The following is a 19,509-nucleotide window of genomic DNA, read 5'->3' on the forward strand; positions in this document are numbered from 1 at the left end:
GCTGTCGACCAACGGCGACACCTTCCTGGGCGGTGAAGACTTCGACCAGCGCATCATCGACTACATCATCGGTGAGTTCAAGAAGGAATCCGGCGTCGATCTGACCAAGGACGTGCTGGCCCTCCAGCGCCTGAAGGAAGCCGCTGAAAAGGCCAAGATCGAGCTGTCGAACTCGTCGCAGACCGACGTGAACCTGCCGTACATCACGGCCGACGCCACTGGTCCGAAGCACCTGAACATCAAGCTGACCCGCGCCAAGCTGGAAAGCCTGGTGGACGAGCTGATCGAGCGCACCATCGCCCCCTGCCGCACGGCCATCAAGGACGCCGGCATCAGCGTGTCCGACATCAACGACGTGATCCTGGTCGGCGGCATGACCCGCATGCCCAAGGTGCAGGAGAAGGTCAAGGAGTTCTTCGGCAAGGAGCCGCGCAAGGACGTCAACCCGGACGAAGCCGTCGCCGTCGGCGCCGCCGTGCAAGGCCAGGTGCTGTCGGGTGACCGCACCGACGTCCTGCTGCTGGACGTGACCCCGCTGTCCCTGGGCATCGAAACCCTGGGTGGCGTCATGACCAAGATGATCAGCAAGAACACGACGATCCCGACGAAGTTCGCACAGACCTTCTCGACCGCCGACGACAGCCAGCCCGCCGTGACCATCAAGGTCTTCCAGGGTGAACGCGAGATGGCCTCGGGCAACAAGATGCTGGGCGAGTTCAACCTCGAAGGCATCCCGCCCGCACCGCGTGGCGTGCCTCAGATCGAAGTGACCTTCGACATTGACGCCAACGGCATCCTGCACGTGAGCGCCAAGGACAAGGGCACCGGCAAGGAAAACAAGATCACCATCAAGGCGAACTCGGGCCTGAGCGAGGACGAGATCCAGAAGATGGTGAAGGACGCCGAGCTGAACGCGGCCGAGGACAAGAAGAAGCTCGAGATCGTGCAGGCCAAGAACCAGGGCGACAGCCTGGTGCACAGCGTGCGCAAGTCGCTGACCGAGTACGGCGACAAGCTCGATGCCGGTGAGAAGGAAAAGATCGAAGCCGCGATCAAGGAAGTCGAGGAAGCCCTCAAGGGTGACTCGAAGGACGAGATCGAGGCCAAGACCAATGCCCTGATGACCGCCTCGCAGAAGCTGGGCGAGAAGATGTACGCCGACATGCAGGCTGCCCAGGGCGCGGCCGGCGCCGCCGGTGCAGCTGGCGCGGAAGCCGCTGGTGCGGCAGACAGCAAGCCCGCCGACGACAACGTGGTCGACGCCGAGTTCAAGGAAGTCAAGAAGGACTGACAGGATCGATCGGGCCGCGCGGCCTGATCGGCGGCAGGGCACAGGTCGTGCGAGCATGGCGCTCGCGCCCTGTGCCTTTGTCGAATCCGGGGGCGTGAGCGCCCTCCCCTCAAACAGACTTTCGCCAAGCCTGGAATTCACATGGCAAAACGCGATTACTACGAAGTCCTTGGCGTCGCCAAGGGCGCGTCGGAAGACGAGATCAAGAAGGCCTACCGCAAGCTGGCCATGAAGTACCACCCTGACCGCAACCAGGGTGAGAAGGCCAAGGAAGCCGAAGAGCAGTTCAAGGAGGTCAAAGAGGCCTACGAGATGCTGTCGGATCCGAAGAAGAAGGCCGCTTACGACCAGTACGGCCATGCCGGCGTCGATCCCAATATGGGTGGACGCGGCGGTCCGGAAGGCTTCGGCGGCTTCGCCGATGCCTTCGGCGACATCTTCGGCGACATCTTCGGGCAGGGTGCAGGGCGCCGCGGTGGCGGCCCTCAGGTCTACCGTGGCAGCGACCTGTCGTACGCCATGGAGATCACCCTGGAAGAAGCGGCCAATGGCAAGGACACGCAGATCCGCATCCCGGCCTGGGATGAATGCGGCGTGTGCCACGGCTCGGGCGCCAAGCCTGGCACCAGTGCCAAGACCTGCCCGACCTGCAACGGCGCGGGCACGGTGCACATGCGCCAGGGCTTCTTCAGCGTGCAGCAAACCTGCCCGCACTGCCAGGGCACCGGCAAGGTCATCCCCGAGCCGTGCACGACCTGCCATGGCCAGGGCCGCGTGAAGAAGACCAAGACGCTGGAAGTGAAGATCCCGGCCGGCATCAACGAAGGCATGCGCATCCGCTCGGCCGGCAACGGCGAGCCAGGCACCAACGGCGGACCGGCTGGCGACCTCTACATCGAGATCCGCATCAAGCAGCACGACATCTTCGAGCGTGACGGCGACGACCTGCACTGCTCGGTGCCGGTGCCGCTGACCACGGCCGCGCTCGGCGGCAGCATCGAGGTGCCGACGCTGGGCGGCAAGGCCGAGATCGAGATTCCCGAAGGCACGCAGCATGGCAAGACCTTCCGCCTGCGTGGCAAGGGCATCAAGGGCATCCGCTCGAGCTACCCGGGTGACCTGTACTGCCACATCGTGGTCGAGACGCCCGTGAAGCTGACGGAACACCAGCGCAAGCTCCTCAAGGAGCTTGACGAGTCCTTCAAGAAGGGGGGCGAAAAGCACTCGCCGAACTCGAAGAGCTGGACCGATCGGGTCAAGAACATCTTCAAGTGACCCCGGACGGCGCCCACGTGGCGCCGTTTTTCATGCCACGATGCCAAGGGGCCGATTTTCCCGGCCCTCAAGTTCTGTTTCCCCATGCCGAAAAACCGAGCGTGGTAGCCGGGCGGGCTTTCCGCCCTGTGGCAGGGTGGGTTGCGCCCTGCCAAAGCAGACAAGAGAGAGCCCATGGCCATCGTGACCCCCTACTCCCACCTGACCGCGCTGATCGTCGACGACATGGCCACACAGCAGACCACCTTGCGTGGTCAGCTCAGCCAGATCGGTATCGGCAAGTCGGACGCTGCGTCGAACGCCGAGGACGCCATGCGGCTGCTGCGCAGCCGCCGCTACGACCTGATCCTCTGCGACTTCAACCTCAACAGCAAATCGGATGGCCAGCAGTGGTTCGAGCACCTGCGCGACCAGAAACTGCTGCCAGCCGACTGTCTCTTCTTCATGGTGACGGCCGAGAGTGCCTATGCTCAGGTGGCGGCCGCGACCGAGCACCATCCGGACGCCTACCTGCTCAAGCCGATCACGGCCAGCGACATCGAAGACCGGCTCAAGACCCAGCTCGAAAAGCGGGAGGCCATGATGCCCATCAGCCAGTGCCTGGCCAAGGACGACCTGGCCGGGGCGGTGGTGGCTTGCGACAAGCTGCTGGCGAGCAAGAGCCGCTGGTCCATGCCCGCATTGCAGGCCAAGGGCAAGGCCCTGCTCGACCTCGGCCGCCACGAGGAAGCCAAGCAGGTCTACCGCCTGGCGCTGGACCATCGTGCCAACCTCGTCTGGGCCCAGCTGGGGCTGGCCCGCGCGCACAAGGCCGCCGGGCAGTTCGAAGACGCCCGTCAGATCGCGCAGGAAATCATCCATTCACCGGAGGGCGAGAAGAACGTCGCCGCGTATGACGTGGTGGCCGAGGCGCTGGAGGCGCAAGGCGATGCCACCGGGGCCATGTGGGTGCTGAAGGACGCCGCCGCCGTGATCCCGTCGGCGCGCCGGCAGCGCTTGCTGGGCGAGAGCGCCTACCGTAACGGTGATCTCGACACGGCCAAGGAGTGCCTGCAAAAGGTGGCCAAAGCGACCCGCGGTTCTGTCATTGCCCAACCTCAGGACACCCTGCTGCTGGCCCAGACGCTGGTGGATCGTGGCGAAGCGCAGGACGCGCTCAAGGTGCTGGGCGAAGGCGACAACCTCTACCGCACCAATCCGGCCTTCGGCAGTGTCTCGCTGGCCATCCAGGCGCAGGCCCACGTGCGCACGGGCAACCAGGCCGAAGCCGACAAGGCCATGCGGCGCGCACGCGAAACCATGCGCAAGGGCAAGGCCGACTTCGGCACCATCGCCCTGGCCAAGGCCGAGATCATGGCGGGCAACGAGGAAGCCGGCATGAAACTGCTGCAGAGCGCGGTGTCGGCTGACCACGAGAACCCGCGCATCCGGCAGATGATCGGCAAGGCGCTGCGCGACACCGGCCACGAAGAGAAGGTGGAAGACCTGATCCAGGGAGCCGCAGCCGCGCTGGAAAACAAGGTCAAGGACGCGCGCAAGCTGCTGCGTGACAGCCAGGTGGACGAAGCCGTGAACGCGATCGAGGAAGCCGTGCGCGAGTACCCCGAGAACACCGGCGTGCTGTTGCAGGCGGCCCAGATCAACTGCATGGCCTTGCGGCTGAAGAAGGAGCTCAGCCCCGCCCGCGTCGACCGCATCCGGCTGTACCTGACCCGGCTCGAGAAGCTGATGCCTGCCAACGACCGCGTGACCATGATGCGGCGTTACTTCCGCGAGACGATCAGTGCGCTGGAAAGTGGTAATGTGAAAAACTGAAAAGTTCACACATTCCGCCCCGCCCATGAGCACCAACCTCGCCCTGATCGCACATGACCTGAAGAACGCCCTGGGCGTGCTCGAGTGCGAACTGGCAGCGATGATCGACAACCCCACGCCCGTGGGTGCGGAGACCGCCCACCTGCATTGCGCCGACCTGCGGCGGCAGTTCACGCAGTTCCTGACGCTGTACAGCGCAGAGTCAGGCCAGTTGCGCGCCCTGTGTGAGGACGAGTCCCCGCTGGACCTGTTGCACTACCTGCAGCAGGTGTGGCAGCTGAAGGCCTATGCCGAGGGGCGGCACCTCACCGTGTCGGTCGAGGCGGAGGCGGCCGCGCCGCCTTTCTGGTACTTCGACCGTCGGCTGGTGCAGCTTGCGCTCGATGCTGCCCTTCACAACGCCATGCGCTTTGCACAACACGCCGTGCGGCTGAGCGTGCAATCGGAATCGGGCTGGCTCGTCTGGCGCATCACCGATGATGGGCCGGGATTCGACGCGACCGACCCGGATGCCGCCCACGCCACAGGCCTGGGTACAGCCCTCAGCCGGGCGGTGGCCGAGGCTCACCGCAGTGGCGATCGCCAGGGCAGCATTGCCCTCACCCGCGACGAGGCCGGCGGGGGCACGCAGTTCTCACTCACGTTGCCCTGAGCCGCCACCGTCCGCTGTTTCAGCAGCCCTCGCCCTTCACGCAATCGACGTAGTAGCGGCGGGCGCCACCCGGCAGCTCTTCCGACACCAGGCCGTGCACGTCCGTGGCAAAGCCCGGGAAGGCCAGGTTGAAGCTCTGGGTGAACTTCAGGAAGTCAACGATCTTGCGGTTGAAGCGCTCGCCCGGGATCAGCAGCGGGATGCCCGGCGGATACGGCGTCAGCAGCGCGGTCGTGATACGGCCTTCCAGCTGGTCGATGTCGACGCGCTCGGTCTGGCGGCGGGCGATGCAGGCGTAGGCGTCGCTCGGCTTCATCGCCGGCTCCAGACCGGACAGGTACACCTCGGTCGTCAGACGGGCGATGTCACCCTTGGCATACGCCTCGTGCACGGCCTGGCACAGGTCCCGCAGGCCCATGCGCTCGTACATCGGGTATTTCTGGCAGAACTCCGGCAGCACGCGCCACATCGGCTGGTTCTTGTCGTAGTCGTCCTTGAACTGCTGCAGCGCCGTCAGCATCGTGTTCCAGCGGCCCTTGGTGATGCCGATGGTGAACATGATGAAGAACGAGTACAGCCCGGTCTTCTCGACCACCACGCCGTGCTCGGCCAGGTACTTGGTGACGATGCTCGCCGGGATGCCGCTCTTGGCGAACTTGCCCGACACGTCCAGCCCCGGCGTGATGATGGTCGACTTGATCGGATCGAGCATGTTGAAGCCTTCGGCCAGGTTGCCGAAGCCATGCCACTTCTCATTGGCCTTGAGCACCCAGTCCGACGGCTTGCCGATGTCTTCGGCCACGAGCTTGTCCGGGCCCCAGACCTTGAACCACCAGTCCTTGCCGTAGTCCTTGTCGACCTTGCGCATGGCGCGGCGGAAGTCGAGCGCCTCCTTGATCGACTCTTCGACCAAGGCGGTGCCGCCCGGGGGCTCCATCATCGCGGCAGCCACGTCGCAGCTCGCGATGATCGCGTACTGCGGCGAGGTGGACGTGTGCATCAGGTAGGCCTCGTTGAAGAGGTGGCGATCAAGCGGCACGGTCTGCGAGTCCTGCACGAGCACGTGCGAAGCCTGCGAGATGCCGGCCAGCAGCTTGTGCGTCGACTGGGTCGAATAGACCACGGCCTCCTTCGGGCGCGCGCGGCCCTTGCCCATGGCGTGGTACATGCCATAGAACTTGTGGAAGGCGGCGTGCGGCAACCAGGCTTCGTCGAAATGAAGGTTGTCGATCCAGCCGTCCAGCATCCCCTTGATCGTCTCGGTGTTGTAGAGGACACCGTCGTACGTGCTCTGCGTGATCGTCAGGATGCGGGGCTTGGCCTTCTTCGCATCCACGCCCTTGAGCAGCGGGTTGGCGGCGATCTTCTTGCGAATCGCCTCCGGTTCGAACTCGCTCTTCGGGATCGGGCCGATGATGCCGAAGTGGTTGCGCGTGGGCGTCAGGAACACGGGGATGGCCCCGGTCATGATGATGCTGTGCAGGATGGACTTGTGGCAGTTGCGGTCCACCACGACGATGTCGCCGGGGGCCACGGTGTGGTGCCACACCATCTTGTTCGACGTGGACGTGCCGTTGGTGACGAAGAAGCAGTGGTCGGCGTTGAAGATGCGCGCGGCATTTTTCTCCGACTCGGCCACCGGCCCGGTGTGGTCCAGCAACTGACCCAGCTCTTCCACGGCGTTGCACACGTCGGCGCGCAGCATGTTCTCACCGAAGAACTGGTGGAACATCTGGCCCACCGGGCTCTTCAGAAAGGCCACGCCGCCCGAGTGCCCCGGGCAGTGCCAGGAATACGAGCCGTCCTGGGCGTAGTCCATCAGCGCCTTGAAGAACGGCGGCGCCAGGCCATCAAGGTAGCTCTTGGCCTCGCGGATGATGTGACGCGCCACGAACTCGGGCGTGTCCTCGAACATGTGGATGAAACCGTGCAGCTCGCGCAGGATGTCGTTCGGGATGTGCTCCGACGTGCGCGTCTCGCCGTACAGGTAGATGGGGATGTCGGCGTTCTTGAAGCGGATTTCTTCGATGAACTTGCGCAGGCTGAGCACGGCCGGGTCGAGCTCGGGGCCCGGCGTGAACTCCTCGTCGTCGATCGAGAGAATGAAGGCGCTGGCGCGGCTTTGCTGCTGGGCGAACTGCGACAGGTCGCCGTAGCTGGTCACGCCCAGCACCTCGAAGCCCTCCTTCTGGATGGCATCAGCCAGGGCACGGATGCCCAGACCCGAGGTGTTCTCGGAGCGGAAGTCCTCATCGATGATCACGATGGGAAAACGGAAACGCAGCATGGGCGGCCCCTTCAGGATGGAACGGCAGAAAATCCGGAAAAGCGCGAAGTGTAGGGGCGATTGCCGGTGCTGCGTGTGTCAGCCAGAAGGAATTTGCGCCATCGCACAAACCACCCTGCCCCTCCCGCCGCATGGGGGCTCGGCAAGCCGGGCGGCGGGACTACACTGACCGGGCGTGGTGTGCGGCTTGACGGAGGTGTGACGCATGAGCGATGCGACGATCTGGTGGATCCTGGCTGGCCTGCTGGTCGGTGCCGAGCTGGTCAGCGGCACGCTTTACCTGCTCATGCTGGCACTCGGCGCCGTTGCCGGGGGCGCCGTGGCCTATCTGGACCACGGGCTCAATGCGCAGCTGGTGACGGCTGCCGTGGTCGGCGGTGCGGCCGTGGTGCTGTGGTACCTGCGCCAACAACGTCGCCGCGCATCCGAGCCTGCCTCGGTTCAGCCCGCCGACGCCCCCGCACCCGGGCTGGGGCACCTGGACGTCGGTGAACAGGTCATCGTCAGTGCCTGGGATGCCGACGGCACCACGCGGGTTCAGCACCGCGGCTCGCAATGGCGTGCACGGCTGGCGCGCCCCGAAGCCCCTCACCCGGGTCCGCACCGGATCTGCGCCATCGAGCGCAACCTGCTGGTCCTTGAGCCCGTCTGAAGCCCTGACCCGCCTCCCCCCATTCATCGAGGAGCCCCTGCGCCATGGAACTCGCCATCGTCCTGCTTGTCATTGCCGTCATCTTCGTGGCCAAGTCCGTCAAGGTCGTGCCCCAGCAGAGCGCCTGGGTGGTCGAACGCCTGGGCAAGTACCACGGCGTCCTGACGCCCGGCCTGAACGTGCTGGTGCCGTTTGTCGACCGGCTGGCCTATCAGCATTCGCTCAAGGAAATCGCACTCGATGTGCCCAGCCAGGTGTGCATCACCCGGGACAACACACAGCTGCAGGTCGACGGCATCCTGTACTTCCAGGTGACCGACCCGATGCGCGCCAGCTACGGCTCGGCAGACTATGTGGTGGCCATCACGCAGCTGGCCCAGACCACGCTGCGCAGCGTGATCGGCCGCATGGAGCTGGACCGCACCTTTGAAGAGCGCGAGGTCATCAACTCGGCCGTGGTGGCCGCACTGGACGAAGCCGCGCTGAACTGGGGCGTCAAGGTGCTGCGCTACGAGATCAAGGACCTGACACCGCCGGCCGAGATCCTGCGGTCCATGCAGCAGCAGATCACGGCCGAGCGAGACAAGCGCGCACGCATCGCTGAGTCCGAAGGCCGCAAGCTCGAGCAGATCAACCTCGCCAACGGCGAGCGAGAGGCCTTCATCGCCAAGTCCGAGGGCGAAAAGCAGGCCGAGATCAACCGCGCCATGGGCGAGGCCGCGGCCATCACCGCCGTGGCCGACGCCACCGCCGAGGCCATCCGCAAGATCGCCGCAGCCATCAGCGCACCGGGCGGGCAGGACGCCGTCAATCTCAAGGTGGCCGAAAAGGCCGTCGAGGCCTATGCCCAACTGGCCAAGACCAACAACACCATGATCGTGCCGGGCAACATGAGCGAGGTGTCGGCGCTGATCGGCACGGCCATGACGCTGATGAAGCCCGGAGCGCCGTCGACCCCGCCACGCCAGGGCTGAGCCCGGGCGCCATCTCCTCCTCATCGCACACCATGTCTGCCATCGACCTTGTCCCCGGCCGCAATGTGCTGGGTGGCCCGCTGCGGGCCTGTTCGTATGATCCGCTCACCGGCTACTTCCGTGACGGCTGCTGCCGCACACGGCCCGATGACACCGGGCTGCACGTGGTGTGCTGCCGGGTGACCGCCGAGTTTCTGGCTTATTCGATGAAAGTGGGCAACGACTTGTCGACGCCGCGGCCGGAGTGGCGCTTCTCGGGCCTGACGCCGGGACAGCGCTGGTGCCTGTGCGCCAGCCGTTGGCTGCAGGCCTACGAAGCGGGCGTGGCACCGCCTGTCGTGCTGGAAGCCACCCACGAAAAAGCGCTCGAGGTGATCCCGCTGGACGTGCTCAAGGCGAATGCGCTCGAGCCGTCCGTGCGGCCGGATCAGGACTGAGTCGCAGACGCCTGTTCGAGCAAGGCCTGCAGGCCCCCCTCATCCAGGATCGGTACATTGAGGCTCTGCGCCTTTTCCAGCTTGCTGCCGGCTTCGGTGCCCGCCACGACATAGCTGGTCTTCTTGGACACCGAACCCGCCACCTTGCCGCCAGCGGCCTCGATCAGGGCCTTGGCCTCATCGCGGCTTAGGGTGGGCAGCGTGCCGGTCAGCACGAACGTCAACCCCGTGAAGGGCAGGCTGGCGGGATCGGCCGCCGGCTCATGCTCCGGCCACGTCACGCCGCACGCTCGCAATTGCTCGACGACCTCGCGGTTGTGTGCCTGGTCGAAGAACGTGCGGATGCTGTGCGCCACGACCGGCCCCACGTCCCGCACGGCCAGCAATTGCTCGACCGAGGCATCCATGATCCGGTCGATGCCGCCGAAGTGCCGTGCCAGGTCCTTGGCCGTGGCTTCGCCGACATGGCGGATGCCCAGCCCGAACAGGAAGCGCGGCAGGGTCGTGTGCTTGCTCTTCTCCAGCGCATCGACCAGGTTCTGTGCGCTCTTCTCGGCCATGCGGTCCAGCGCGGCCAGCTTCATCAACCCGAGCTTGTACAGCTCCGGCAGCGTGCGCACCAGGCCACCATCCACCAGCTGGTCCACCAGCTTGTCACCCAGGCCTTCGATGTCCATGGCGCGTCGCTGCGCAAAATGCAGCAAGGCCTGCTTGCGCTGCGCGGCGCAGAACAGACCGCCCGAACAGCGGTGGTCCACCTCGCCCCGCTCGCGCACGACATCGCTGCCGCACACAGGGCAGTGGCCGGGCATGCGGAAGTTCGGCACATAGGCCGGCCGCTCGCCGGCCACCACCCCCACCACCTCGGGGATGACATCGCCGGCACGGCGCACGATGACCGTGTCACCCACCCGCACGCGCTTGCGTCGCAACTCGAACAGGTTGTGCAATGTGGCGTTGGTGACGGTGACGCCGCCCACGAACACCGGCTTGAGGCGGGCCACGGGCGTGAGCTTGCCGGTGCGGCCCACCTGGATGTCGATGCCTTCGACCTGGGTCAGCTGCTCTTGCGCCGGGTACTTGTGGGCCACGGCCCAGCGTGGCTCGCGGGTGACGAAGCCCAGGCGAGCCTGCAGAGCCAGGCTGTTGACCTTGTAGACAACCCCGTCGATGTCGAACGGCAGGCTGTCGCGGCGTGCTCCGATCGCGCGGTGGAAGGCCACCAGCCCGTCGGCACCCCGCGCCACGGTGCGCTCGGCGCTCACAGGCAAGCCGAAGGCAGCCAGTGCGTCCAGCACGCCACTGTGGGTCGTCGGCATCGCCCAGCCCTGTGTCTCGCCCAAGCCGTAGGCAAAGAAGCTCAGTGGGCGTCGAGCCGCGATCGTGGGATCGAGCTGGCGCACGGCCCCGGCCGCGGCGTTGCGAGGGTTGACGAAGGTCTTGTCACCGTGTTCCCGCTGGCGTTCGTTCAAGGCCTCGAAGTCGTCGCGCCGCATGTAGACCTCACCCCGCACCTCCAGCACCGCGGGCAGGTCACCGCCTTTCAGACGCAGGGGGATCTGGCCAATGGTGCGGATGTTCTGCGTGACGTCCTCACCCGTCTCGCCATCGCCGCGGGTCGCCGCCTGCACCAGCACGCCCTGCTCGTATCGCAGGTTGATGGCCAGCCCATCGAACTTCAGTTCGGCGGCGTACTCGATGGCCGGGGCGTCTTCGGTCAGCTCGAGCTCCCGGCGCACGCGGGCGTCGAAGGCCTGGGCGCCCGTGGCTTCCGTGTCGGTCTCGGTGCGGATCGAGAGCATGGGCACGACGTGGCGCACGGGCGTGAAGCCATCGAGCACCTTGCCCAGCACACGCTGCGTGGGCGAATCGGGTGTGCGCAGCTCGGGGTAGGTCTCCTCCAGCGTCTGCAAGGCCAGGAACAGCCGGTCGTACTCGGCGTCCGGGATGCTGGGTTCGTCGAGCACGTAGTAGCGGTGGGCGTGCTCGTGCAGCTGGCTGCGCAGCGTGGCGGCCTGCTGAGCCGGCGTGGGCACCTCTGCCCCCGGCGATGGCGGCGCCGCCTCGCCGAACAGGTCTGACTGGGCCATGTGTGCCGCCTCGCTGTCAGCTGAAGAGGCGCCGTGCCGCGGCCGAACCGGCCGCCAGGTCGCGCGCAGCCAGGGCCTCGTACAGCCTGGCCAGCTCGCCCTCGATGGAGGCGAAGGCCGCCGGCGAGAAAGGCTGCCCCTGGTCGTCGGCCATCACGGCATCCAGTGCCATGGCGAGGGCTTCACCGGCCGCGCACCAGGCCCGGAAAGGCGCCTGCTCGGCCGCGGTCTGCGGCACGTCGAAGGCCAGCAAGAGCTCACGCAGCGCGGCCTGGTCGGAATCGTCGGCAAAGGCGACCTGTGCGTCGAACTGCAGCGTCAGCACAGGGGGCGCCCCCTCTTCCTGTCCTGGCAGAACAAGCCGGCCCGGCAGCGAACCAGGCAGAAAACCATGTCGCGAGGCCTGCTGCTGCACATAGCCCACGGACCACGCGCTGCCGCGGGCGTAGAGACGCATGGCAAGTTGGGCATCGTGGGCGCCCGCAAAGGCGTCGAGCTCCTTGGCCCGGCCAACCACGTCCAGCATGTCCGGGAACTCGACCGCGCCGCCCAGGGCATCGGCCATGGCCTGGATCTTCTGCACGAACTCGGAGTACTCGATCTCGTTGAGCCCGCCGGTGCGGTTGGCCAGCAGCACGCCGGCCTGGAGCTCGGTGTACGTGACACCGGCCTGGGGCGGCTCCCACTCGCCACAGTCGGCCCGCAGCGCCTCGATGAGCACCGGTTTGCTGCCCGCACGGCGGGTGGCGGGCACGTGCAGCAGGATGTGGTCGCCGCTCATGGGCGACTCGATGGTGATGGTCGCAATCGCGTCGACGAGCGCATCCAGGTGGGCATGTCCGCGTTTGAGCGGAGGCACCGTCCCCGGAGCGGGGGCACTGAGGTCCATCGGCTGTGTGGGCACGTCGTCACCGAGCTGGGGTTCGCCCGGGAGCGCTCCGGCCTGGGTGTCCACCGGTTCCAGCGCGGCGCGCCGTGGCTGACGTGCCGCCAGCTTGCGGGCCTGCCAGGTGCTGTGAACGAGAAAGACCACGAGCACGATGCCGCCCAGGATGGCCAGGTACAGGGTGAGGGATGAGTTCATGAGGATCCTCAGGCTTGGGCCATGCCCAGCGCCGCTTCCATGTCGACGGCCACGATGCGCGAAACGCCCTGCTCCTGCATCGTCACGCCCACCAGTTGCTCGGCCATCTCCATCGCGATCTTGTTGTGGGAGATGAACAGGAACTGCGTGCCGCTGGACATGCTCTTGACCAGGCGGGCGTAACGTTCGGTGTTGGCGTCGTCCAGCGGCGCGTCGACCTCGTCCAGCAGACAGAACGGGGCGGGGTTGAGCTGGAAGATGGCGAACACGAGGGCGATGGCGGTCAGCGCCTTTTCACCACCGGACAGCAGGTGGATGGTGCTGTTCTTCTTGCCCGGTGGGTGGGCCATGACCTGCACGCCGGCATCGAGGATCTCGTCGCCGGTCATGACCAGTTTGGCACTGCCTCCACCGAACAGGCTGGGGAACATGCGCCCGAAGTGTTCGTTGACGGTGTTGAAGGTGGAGCCCAGCAGGTCGCGGGTCTCCAGGTCGATCTTGTGGATGGCGTCCTCGAGCGTCTGGATGGCGTCCATCAGGTCGGCCATCTGCGAGTCGAGGAAGCCCTTGCGCTCGCGGGCTGCAGTCAGTTCTTCGAGCGCGGCCAGGTTGACCGCACCCAAGGCATTGATCTCGCGCTGGATGCGGTCGATCTCGGACTGCAGGCCGTAGAGCTTGACGCCGTCACGCTCGATGCCCTCGGCCAGCGCGGCCAGATCGACGTTGGCGGCAGTGAGCTGTTCCATGAACTGCGCGCCACCCAAGGAAGCGGCCTGCAGTTCGAGCTGCAGCTTGGTGATCTCGTCGCGCAGCGGTTGCAGGCTGCGCTCGAAGCCCATGCGTTGCTCGTCGGCCCGACGCAGCTGCGCCGACAGGTCTTCGTAGTGCTGGCGAGCGGCCGCCAGCGCCTTTTCCTTCTCGACCCGCACGGCCAGCGCTTCGTCGAGGCCGGTGTTGGCGGTCGATTCGCTCAGCCGGGCCAGCTCTTCATGCAGCTGCGCCGCCGAGGCGTCGTTGGCCACGACCTGCTGACGGGCGGTTTCGATGCCGCGTTGCAGTTCACCGCGGCGCGCCACCATCGAACGGGCGCTGAATTGCGCCTCCTGAGCCTGGCGCTCGAGCGTACGGGCCTGCTCGCGGGCCTGGGCCAGCTTGCGCTCGGCCCCGATCACGCCTTCTTCCAGCTGCGCGTGCTTTTCCTGGGCCTCGCCCAGGCTGATGTCGAGCTCCTCGAAGCGGGCCTCGCCAGTGGCGCGGCGCTCCTGCAACTCGTCGAGCTGGGCATCGATCTCGGCCAGCTCTTCCGTGATCTGTGTGCGGCGACTCGAGGTCTGCTCGGCCTGCTGCGTCAGGCGCAGCACCTCGACCTGCAGCGTGTGGGTGCGCTGCTGGGCCTCGCTCGTTTCGCGCCGGGACACGGCCAGGCGCTGCGAGGCATCGGTGTAGGCGGCTTCGGCGCGAATGAGGGCCGCGCGGGCATCGTCGGCCATCAGCGCCTGGGCCTTGAGCTGCTTGTCCAGGTTCTCGATCTCCTGGGCACGAGCCAGCATGCCGGCCTGTTCGGAGTCGGGCGCGTAGAAGGTCACCGCGAACTGGCTCACGGCGTGGCCCGCCCGCGTCAGGATCAGCTCGCCATGCGTGAGCTGGCTGCGGCTGGCCAGCGCCTCTTCCAGACTGGCTGCGGTGTAGACACCCTCCAGCCAGTCGTTCATCAAGGCCTTCAGACCCGGCTCGGTCAGGCGCAGCAGGTCGCTCAGGCGTGGCAGCGTGGCGTGCGTGTTGGCAATGTCACCCGAGGGCAGACTGTAGAAGGCCAGGCGGGCAGGCGGTGCGTCCTGCTCGAACGCGCGCACCGTGTCGACACGCCCCACTTCGAGCGCAGACAGGCGCTCGCGCAGCGCGGCTTCCAGAGCGTTTTCCCAACCCGACTCGATGTGCACGCGGGTCCACAGGCCGGGCAGGCCGTCCAGCCCATGCTTGGCCAGCCAGGGTTTGAGTTTGCCTTCCGTCTGGACCTTCTCCTGCAGGGCCCTCAGGGCCTCCAGGCGCGCGGCGAGTTCGGCCTGACGGGCGGCCTGGGCATTGGCATCGTCCTGACGCGCCTTGCGCTGCTCGTCGAGCGTGGGCACGGTCTCGGTCAGCTCGCCCAGACGGGCCTCCAGCACGGCCAGTTCTTCCTGCCCGGCTTCCCACTGGGCGCGCAGGTCCGTCAGGCGGGCATCGTCGGTGGCCGCCAGGCCCTGCCGCTCGGCCACCAGCCGCTCGCGGCGCATGGTAAACTGGCGTGACTGCTCGTCGATGCTGCGCGATTCGGCCGCCAGCAGCTGAATCTGCTGCTGAACCTGCTGCGCAGCGCCCCGCTGGTTGTTGGCACGCTGCGTGGCCGCACGCACCGCGTCTTCAAGGGCCGGGATGTTGCCGGCCAGCTCTTCAGCCTGGGCGGCCAGGATCTCGGCCTGTTCTTCGGCCGCCATCATCTTCTCGGCCAGCTCTTCCAGCTCGACCTCGGCGGCGGCAGCGCGTTCGGCCCACTGATCGTTGTGGGCCTTCAACTCGGCCAGGCGCTGTTCGGTACGCTGGCGGCCCTCCACGACGTAGCGGATGCGTTCTTCCAGCCGGCTGACTTCGAGGTTGGCATCGGCCAGCGCCCCCTGCGCCACGTGCAGGGCGTCGCTGGCGGCGTAGTGATCCTGCCGCACGTGCTCGAGCTCGGCCTCGACGCCGCGCAACTCGGCCATGCGGGCCTCCAGCGCGTTCGTGGCCTCGGCCACCGCCAGCCGGATGCGGCTTTCCTCGCTCGTGGCATCCCGGTGCTTGAGGAACCACAGCTGGTGCAGCTTCAGCGTGCCCTGCTGCTGCAGCCCGTGGTAGCGCGCAGCCACCTCGGCCTGGCGCTCCAGGCGCTCCAGGTTGTTGTTCAGCTCCCGCAGGATGTCTTCGACCCGCGTGAGGTTCTCGCGGGTGTCCTTCAGGCGGTTCTCGGTCTCGCGGCGCCGCTCCTTGTACTTCGACACGCCAGCGGCTTCTTCCAGGAACAGCCGCAGTTCTTCGGGCTTGGACTCGATGATGCGGCTGATCGTGCCCTGCCCGATGATGGCGTAGGCGCGCGGCCCCAGCCCCGTGCCCAGGAACACGTCCTGCACATCGCGGCGGCGCACCGGCTGGTTGTTGATGTAGTAGCTGGAAGTGCCGTCACGTGTGAGGACGCGCTTGACGGCGATCTCGGTGAACTGGTTCCACTGACCACCGGCACGGCCCGATTCGTTGCTGAAAACCAGCTCGACGCTGGCCCGGCTGGCGGGTTTGCGGTTGCCCGAGCCATTGAAGATCACGTCCTGCATCGACTCGCCGCGCAGTTCGGAAGCCTTCGACTCGCCCAGCACCCAGCGCACGGCGTCCATGATGTTGGACTTGCCGCACCCGTTCGGCCCCACGACGCCCACCAGCTGCCCAGGCAACTGGAAGTGCGTGTGCTCCGCAAAGGATTTGAAGCCGGACAGCTTGATCGAATTCAGACGCATGCTTGGGGCTCAACCGGGGCCGCTGCCTGCGGGCCGGACCGCGGGCACACCCGACGCAAACTCGAGGCAAGCCACCCGCTAAGTCGTTGATTCTTCAAAGAAAACCCACCTTTTCACGGGCAGGAAGCAATCGAGGATGATACCATCGTGATTTACCGCACAGGCCAACGGTCGCCCTTTGTCACGCAGCCGTGGGCCTGGATGCTTTCGATTCGACCCTGTGCGCCGCGGCGCACGCACCGCTGTATCTCCGCATGGCCAAGAAAGCCCTCACCCCTGTCGCCCAGCCCGCCGCCAAGGTCGCGCGCAAGACCGCCCCCCGCGCCCGCAAGGCCGTTGAACGGAAGCCGACCGCCGAGCTGGTCGTTGGCGAACGCAGCAAGCCGGCCGTGCCGCCTTCGGTGCCGTCGCGCCACCTCGATGTCTTCCCCAATCCGGCCCCCCAGCGTGATTACGTCATCCAGTTTCAGGTGCCCGAGTTCACCTGCTTCTGCCCGCTGACCAAGCAGCCGGACTTCGCTCACTTCACGATCGACTGCATCGCGGACAAGCTGTGCGTCGAGCTCAAGAGCCTGAAGATGTACATGTGGAGCTACCGCAACGAAGGCGCGTTCCACGAGAAGGTCACGAACGACATCCTCGAAGACATCGTGAAGGCCATCAACCCGCGTTACCTGCGGATCACGGCCAAGTGGTACGTGCGCGGCGGCATCTACACGAACGTGGTCGTCGAGCACCGCAAGCGCGGCTGGAAGCCCGCACCCAAGGTGGAGCTGCCGCAGCACAACGCCGAAACCGGCTTGCTGGGCTGACCTCGGGCCAGACACCGGGACACGCTGAGACGGATGACAAGCCATGGGCGCTGAAGAACTGGCCTCCCCGGTCGAGTGGACGGTCGTACTCGGTTGCCTCCTGGTCGCGCTGCCCTTCAAGCCATGGCTGCCCCTGAAGCACCGCGCGCTGCAGAATCCGTGGCTCGCGGCCATGCTCATCCTGCCGTGCGTCTGGTGGACCCGTCACCTGTTGCCATCGGGTCTGGCACTGCATGTCAGCGGCGCCTGCCTGCTGGTGCTGATGTTCGGCTGGCCGCTGGCCGTGTGGAGCATCAGCCTGGTGAGCGTGCTGACCGCGGTGCTGGAGGCTTTCTCCCCGCCTCGCCTGAATGCCCATCAGCGGCTGATGAACGACGCGCCACCTGCCATTCACAGCCTGGCCGAGCTGGCGCCTCGGTTGCTGCAGCAGGCCGACGACATCGTCGCGCAGGCCGCCTGGCTGGGCGTGCTGCCCGCCACCATCGGGTTGCTGCTGGGTCTGGTGGTCCGACGCTTTCTGCCCGCCCATCTGTTCGTGTTCATCCTCGGACGCGGCTTCATGACCACGGCGCTCGCGATCACCCTGTCCGGGCTCGCCGTTGCGCTGCTGAATCGCCTGCCGGGTGGCATCGACCAGAGCGAATGGCTGCTGGCCCACTGGCTGCTGGGTTGGGGCGAAGCCATCAGCACGGGCATGCTGACGGCCATCTTTGTCGCATTCAAGCCGCACTGGCTGCTCACTTATTCGGACCAGCGCTACCTGCCTGACACGCGCCCTCCTCGGGCCTGAACAGACACCGGCACCCGATGTTCCCTCGCGTTGCCGCAAGCCCCCCGAGATCAGGTCAAACGAGCGACGAGCCGCCTCCCCAGCCCGATATCCTGCTGCATTCGGCCCCTTGTCCCGATGCCGCAGTTACCCCTCTGGATCCCCCCTCTCCTGAACGTCATCCTGGGACGCGACCCGCGTCGCCGCAGGCATGTCCTGTTCGTGCTGGCCACAGGCCAGCTTTACGCCGTGAGCCTAGCCGTGACCTTGCAATCGGCGTCGCTCGGACTGCTGGATGCTGCGCTCGCGCAGTCGCTGGTCGCAGCCAGCTTCGCCGTGTTCGTAATGGTCTATGCGCTGGTACGTACCGGCTGGTCCGCGCGCCTGACCGACCCCGTGCTGACCTTCCCGCACGCACTTGCCTGTGTGGCGCTGTGCATGGCGGCCTATCTGGCATTGGGCAGCCAGCGGGGCAACGTCATGATCCTTGTGGCACAGACCATCGTGGCCGCGATGTTCCGGCTGCGGCCGCAGCAGGTGCTCCTGCTCGGCTGCGCCTCGGTGTTGATGCTGGCCCTGGCCGTCACCGGCCTGCACCACCATGATCCTCAACGCTATACCGCGGCGATCGGCTGGCTGCATCTGACGGTGGGCGGCGCCACCATCCTGCTGCTGTCGCTGATCGCGAAGTGGGTTGCGGACATCCGCGTCCGCATCGGACGGCAGGCCCGGGAGCTGCAAGATGCACTGAGCACCGTGCAGCAGCTGGCCACCACCGACATGCTGACCGGCCTGATGAACCGCCGCATGATGGGGGACATCCTCGAGCGCGAGATCCGCCTGAGTCATCGACATGGCACACCGCTGTGCGTGGCCCTCGTCGACCTGGATCACTTCAAGCAGGTGAACGATCGCCACGGCCACGCCGTCGGCGATGCCGTGCTGCAGCAGCTCGCCGACACGGCGCGCAAGGAAATCAGACAGGTCGACCAGATGGCGCGATGGGGCGGTGAGGAGTTCCTGCTGATGTTGCCCAACGTGACGGCCATCGAGGCCGGCGTGGCGCTGGAGCGACTGCGGTGCGCCGTGCGGCGAATGAGTGTGGCTGACCGCCCGAGCCTGCAGATCAGCATCTCGGCCGGCCTGGCGCAACTCCTGCCTGACGAGACGCTCGATGGCCTGATCGAGCGCGCAGACGATGCGCTGTATGCAGCCAAGCATGCGGGACGGGATCGCTGGGTGGCATCGGGCGGCGCGCAACGCGACTCCTCTCCATCGCACGAGAGCCCGATGGTCATGGACCTTCGCTCGGTGGCGCGCCTGCAGGGGGATGGCGCATGAACAACACGCCACCGGCCGGTCACATCGAAGAGCATGACCCGCTGGTCGATGGCATACACCGGCTGGCCCAATGGGTCTTCGGCCCGGACCGGGCCACCCGGTCGCGCACGGCGGCCATCCTGCTGTGCGCCGTGATGTACGCCATCTGCTGCCTCGCGGCCGGCATGGCGGCCGATCTGGGCGTCATGCGCCCGTTCGCACCGCCCTTGCTCGCCATGACGAGCGTACCTGCCTACCTGGTGTTCTTCGGCCTTGTACGCAGCGGGCGCACACGTGCGCTGAAAGACCCGACCCTGATGGTTCCGCAAAACCTGTTCGCCCTGATGGCCATCGGGTTCGCCTACACGGCGGTGGGCCCCAACGACCGAGGGGTGGTCCTGGTCCTGCTGGCCCTAGTGATGGTGTTCGGCATGTACACCCACACCCCCAAGCAATCTGCGGCCATCGGGGTGCTGGCAGTGGTCGCGCTGGCCGTGGCGATGGCTGTGCTGTCCTGGCTGGACCCCGTG

The 19,509-nt window shown here is 66.5% G+C and carries 14 protein-coding genes and 1 pseudogene; 11 read left to right on the plus strand and 4 right to left on the minus strand.

Annotation, left to right across the window (positions count from 1 at the left end; genetic code table 11):
* From dnaK to QZ709_RS00225, 4 genes are all read left to right on the plus strand, one after another.
* A partial coding sequence (gene dnaK, locus QZ709_RS00210; protein WP_294635415.1) for a molecular chaperone DnaK occupies positions 1-1,291 on the plus strand: 1,291 nt, incomplete at its 5' end.
* 141 nt (positions 1,292-1,432) lie between these two features.
* Positions 1,433-2,566, plus strand: coding sequence for a molecular chaperone DnaJ (dnaJ, locus tag QZ709_RS00215; protein ID WP_294635416.1), 1,134 nt, complete (start codon positions 1,433-1,435; stop codon positions 2,564-2,566).
* 174 nt (positions 2,567-2,740) lie between these two features.
* Positions 2,741-4,381, plus strand: coding sequence for a tetratricopeptide repeat-containing response regulator (locus tag QZ709_RS00220; RefSeq protein WP_294635417.1), 1,641 nt, complete (start codon positions 2,741-2,743; stop codon positions 4,379-4,381).
* 25 nt (positions 4,382-4,406) lie between these two features.
* Positions 4,407-5,033: a HAMP domain-containing sensor histidine kinase gene (locus QZ709_RS00225; protein WP_294635418.1), complete on the plus strand. Its 627-nt coding sequence runs from the start codon at positions 4,407-4,409 to the stop codon at positions 5,031-5,033.
* A gap of 19 nt (positions 5,034-5,052) precedes the next feature.
* Here QZ709_RS00225 and QZ709_RS00230 read toward each other — a convergent pair whose 3' ends face one another.
* Positions 5,053-7,320 carry an arginine/lysine/ornithine decarboxylase gene (locus QZ709_RS00230; protein ID WP_294635419.1) on the minus strand — a complete coding sequence of 756 codons (2,268 nt, stop codon included), beginning with the start codon at positions 7,318-7,320 and terminating at the stop codon, positions 5,053-5,055.
* A gap of 205 nt (positions 7,321-7,525) precedes the next feature.
* Here QZ709_RS00230 and QZ709_RS00235 point away from each other — a divergent pair, with 205 nt between their 5' ends.
* From QZ709_RS00235 to QZ709_RS00245, 3 genes are read left to right on the plus strand one after another with little or no spacing between them, the layout of a single operon-like run.
* Positions 7,526-7,972, plus strand: coding sequence for an NfeD family protein (locus QZ709_RS00235; RefSeq protein WP_294635420.1), 447 nt, complete (start codon positions 7,526-7,528; stop codon positions 7,970-7,972).
* 44 nt (positions 7,973-8,016) lie between these two features.
* Entirely contained in the window at positions 8,017-8,946 is a 930-nt protein-coding gene (locus QZ709_RS00240) for an SPFH domain-containing protein (protein WP_294635421.1), read from the plus strand.
* Positions 8,947-8,978: 32 nt separating this feature from the next.
* Positions 8,979-9,383, plus strand: coding sequence for a DUF2237 domain-containing protein (locus QZ709_RS00245; RefSeq protein WP_294635422.1), 405 nt, complete (start codon positions 8,979-8,981; stop codon positions 9,381-9,383).
* Here the strand turns inward: QZ709_RS00245 and ligA are convergent.
* Genes ligA through smc form a run of 3 tightly spaced genes read right to left on the minus strand, consistent with a single transcriptional unit; the run spans position 9,374 to position 16,078 of the window.
* Entirely contained in the window at positions 9,374-11,473 is a 2,100-nt protein-coding gene (gene ligA, locus QZ709_RS00250) for an NAD-dependent DNA ligase LigA (RefSeq protein ID WP_294635423.1), read from the minus strand. The genes QZ709_RS00245 and ligA overlap by 10 nt on opposite strands.
* A gap of 16 nt (positions 11,474-11,489) precedes the next feature.
* Positions 11,490-12,557, minus strand: a complete 1,068-nt coding sequence (locus QZ709_RS00255; RefSeq protein ID WP_294635424.1) for a cell division protein FtsZ — start codon at positions 12,555-12,557, stop codon at positions 11,490-11,492.
* A gap of 8 nt (positions 12,558-12,565) precedes the next feature.
* On the minus strand, positions 12,566-16,078 hold the full coding sequence (smc, locus tag QZ709_RS00260; RefSeq protein ID WP_294635425.1) for a chromosome segregation protein SMC: 3,513 nt from the start codon (positions 16,076-16,078) through the stop codon (positions 12,566-12,568).
* Between the two features lie 359 nt (positions 16,079-16,437).
* Here smc and queF point away from each other — a divergent pair, with 359 nt between their 5' ends.
* The 4 genes and pseudogenes from queF to QZ709_RS00280 all read left to right on the plus strand — a co-directional run.
* Entirely contained in the window at positions 16,438-16,890 is a 453-nt protein-coding gene (gene queF / locus QZ709_RS00265; RefSeq protein WP_366937129.1) for a preQ(1) synthase, read from the plus strand.
* Between the two features lie 43 nt (positions 16,891-16,933).
* Positions 16,934-17,680 (plus strand): hypothetical protein, encoded by a 747-nt coding sequence (locus tag QZ709_RS00270; protein ID WP_294635426.1) that lies wholly within the window; start codon positions 16,934-16,936, stop codon positions 17,678-17,680.
* Positions 17,681-17,797: 117 nt separating this feature from the next.
* Positions 17,798-19,000, plus strand: a complete 1,203-nt coding sequence (locus QZ709_RS00275; protein ID WP_294635427.1) for a GGDEF domain-containing protein — start codon at positions 17,798-17,800, stop codon at positions 18,998-19,000.
* Positions 18,997-19,509, plus strand: a pseudogene (locus QZ709_RS00280) (hypothetical protein); the annotation flags it as partial. The gene QZ709_RS00275 and the pseudogene QZ709_RS00280, both read left to right, overlap by 4 nt.

The sequence above is a fragment of the uncultured Aquabacterium sp. genome (genome assembly GCF_913773725.1).
Classification (GTDB): domain Bacteria; phylum Pseudomonadota; class Gammaproteobacteria; order Burkholderiales; family Burkholderiaceae_C; genus Aquabacterium.

Coding starts and splice junctions, on each gene's coding strand:
- dnaJ (WP_294635416.1), top strand. CDS start 1,433: ATGGCAAAACGCGATTACTACGAAGTCCTTGGCGTCGCCAAGGGCGCG.
- QZ709_RS00220 (WP_294635417.1), top strand. CDS start 2,741: ATGGCCATCGTGACCCCCTACTCCCACCTGACCGCGCTGATCGTCGAC.
- QZ709_RS00225 (WP_294635418.1), top strand. CDS start 4,407: ATGAGCACCAACCTCGCCCTGATCGCACATGACCTGAAGAACGCCCTG.
- QZ709_RS00230 (WP_294635419.1), bottom strand. CDS start 7,320: ATGCTGCGTTTCCGTTTTCCCATCGTGATCATCGATGAGGACTTCCGC.
- QZ709_RS00235 (WP_294635420.1), top strand. CDS start 7,526: ATGAGCGATGCGACGATCTGGTGGATCCTGGCTGGCCTGCTGGTCGGT.
- QZ709_RS00240 (WP_294635421.1), top strand. CDS start 8,017: ATGGAACTCGCCATCGTCCTGCTTGTCATTGCCGTCATCTTCGTGGCC.
- QZ709_RS00245 (WP_294635422.1), top strand. CDS start 8,979: ATGTCTGCCATCGACCTTGTCCCCGGCCGCAATGTGCTGGGTGGCCCG.
- ligA (WP_294635423.1), bottom strand. CDS start 11,473: ATGGCCCAGTCAGACCTGTTCGGCGAGGCGGCGCCGCCATCGCCGGGG.
- QZ709_RS00255 (WP_294635424.1), bottom strand. CDS start 12,557: ATGAACTCATCCCTCACCCTGTACCTGGCCATCCTGGGCGGCATCGTG.
- smc (WP_294635425.1), bottom strand. CDS start 16,078: ATGCGTCTGAATTCGATCAAGCTGTCCGGCTTCAAATCCTTTGCGGAG.
- QZ709_RS00270 (WP_294635426.1), top strand. CDS start 16,934: ATGGGCGCTGAAGAACTGGCCTCCCCGGTCGAGTGGACGGTCGTACTC.
- QZ709_RS00275 (WP_294635427.1), top strand. CDS start 17,798: ATGCCGCAGTTACCCCTCTGGATCCCCCCTCTCCTGAACGTCATCCTG.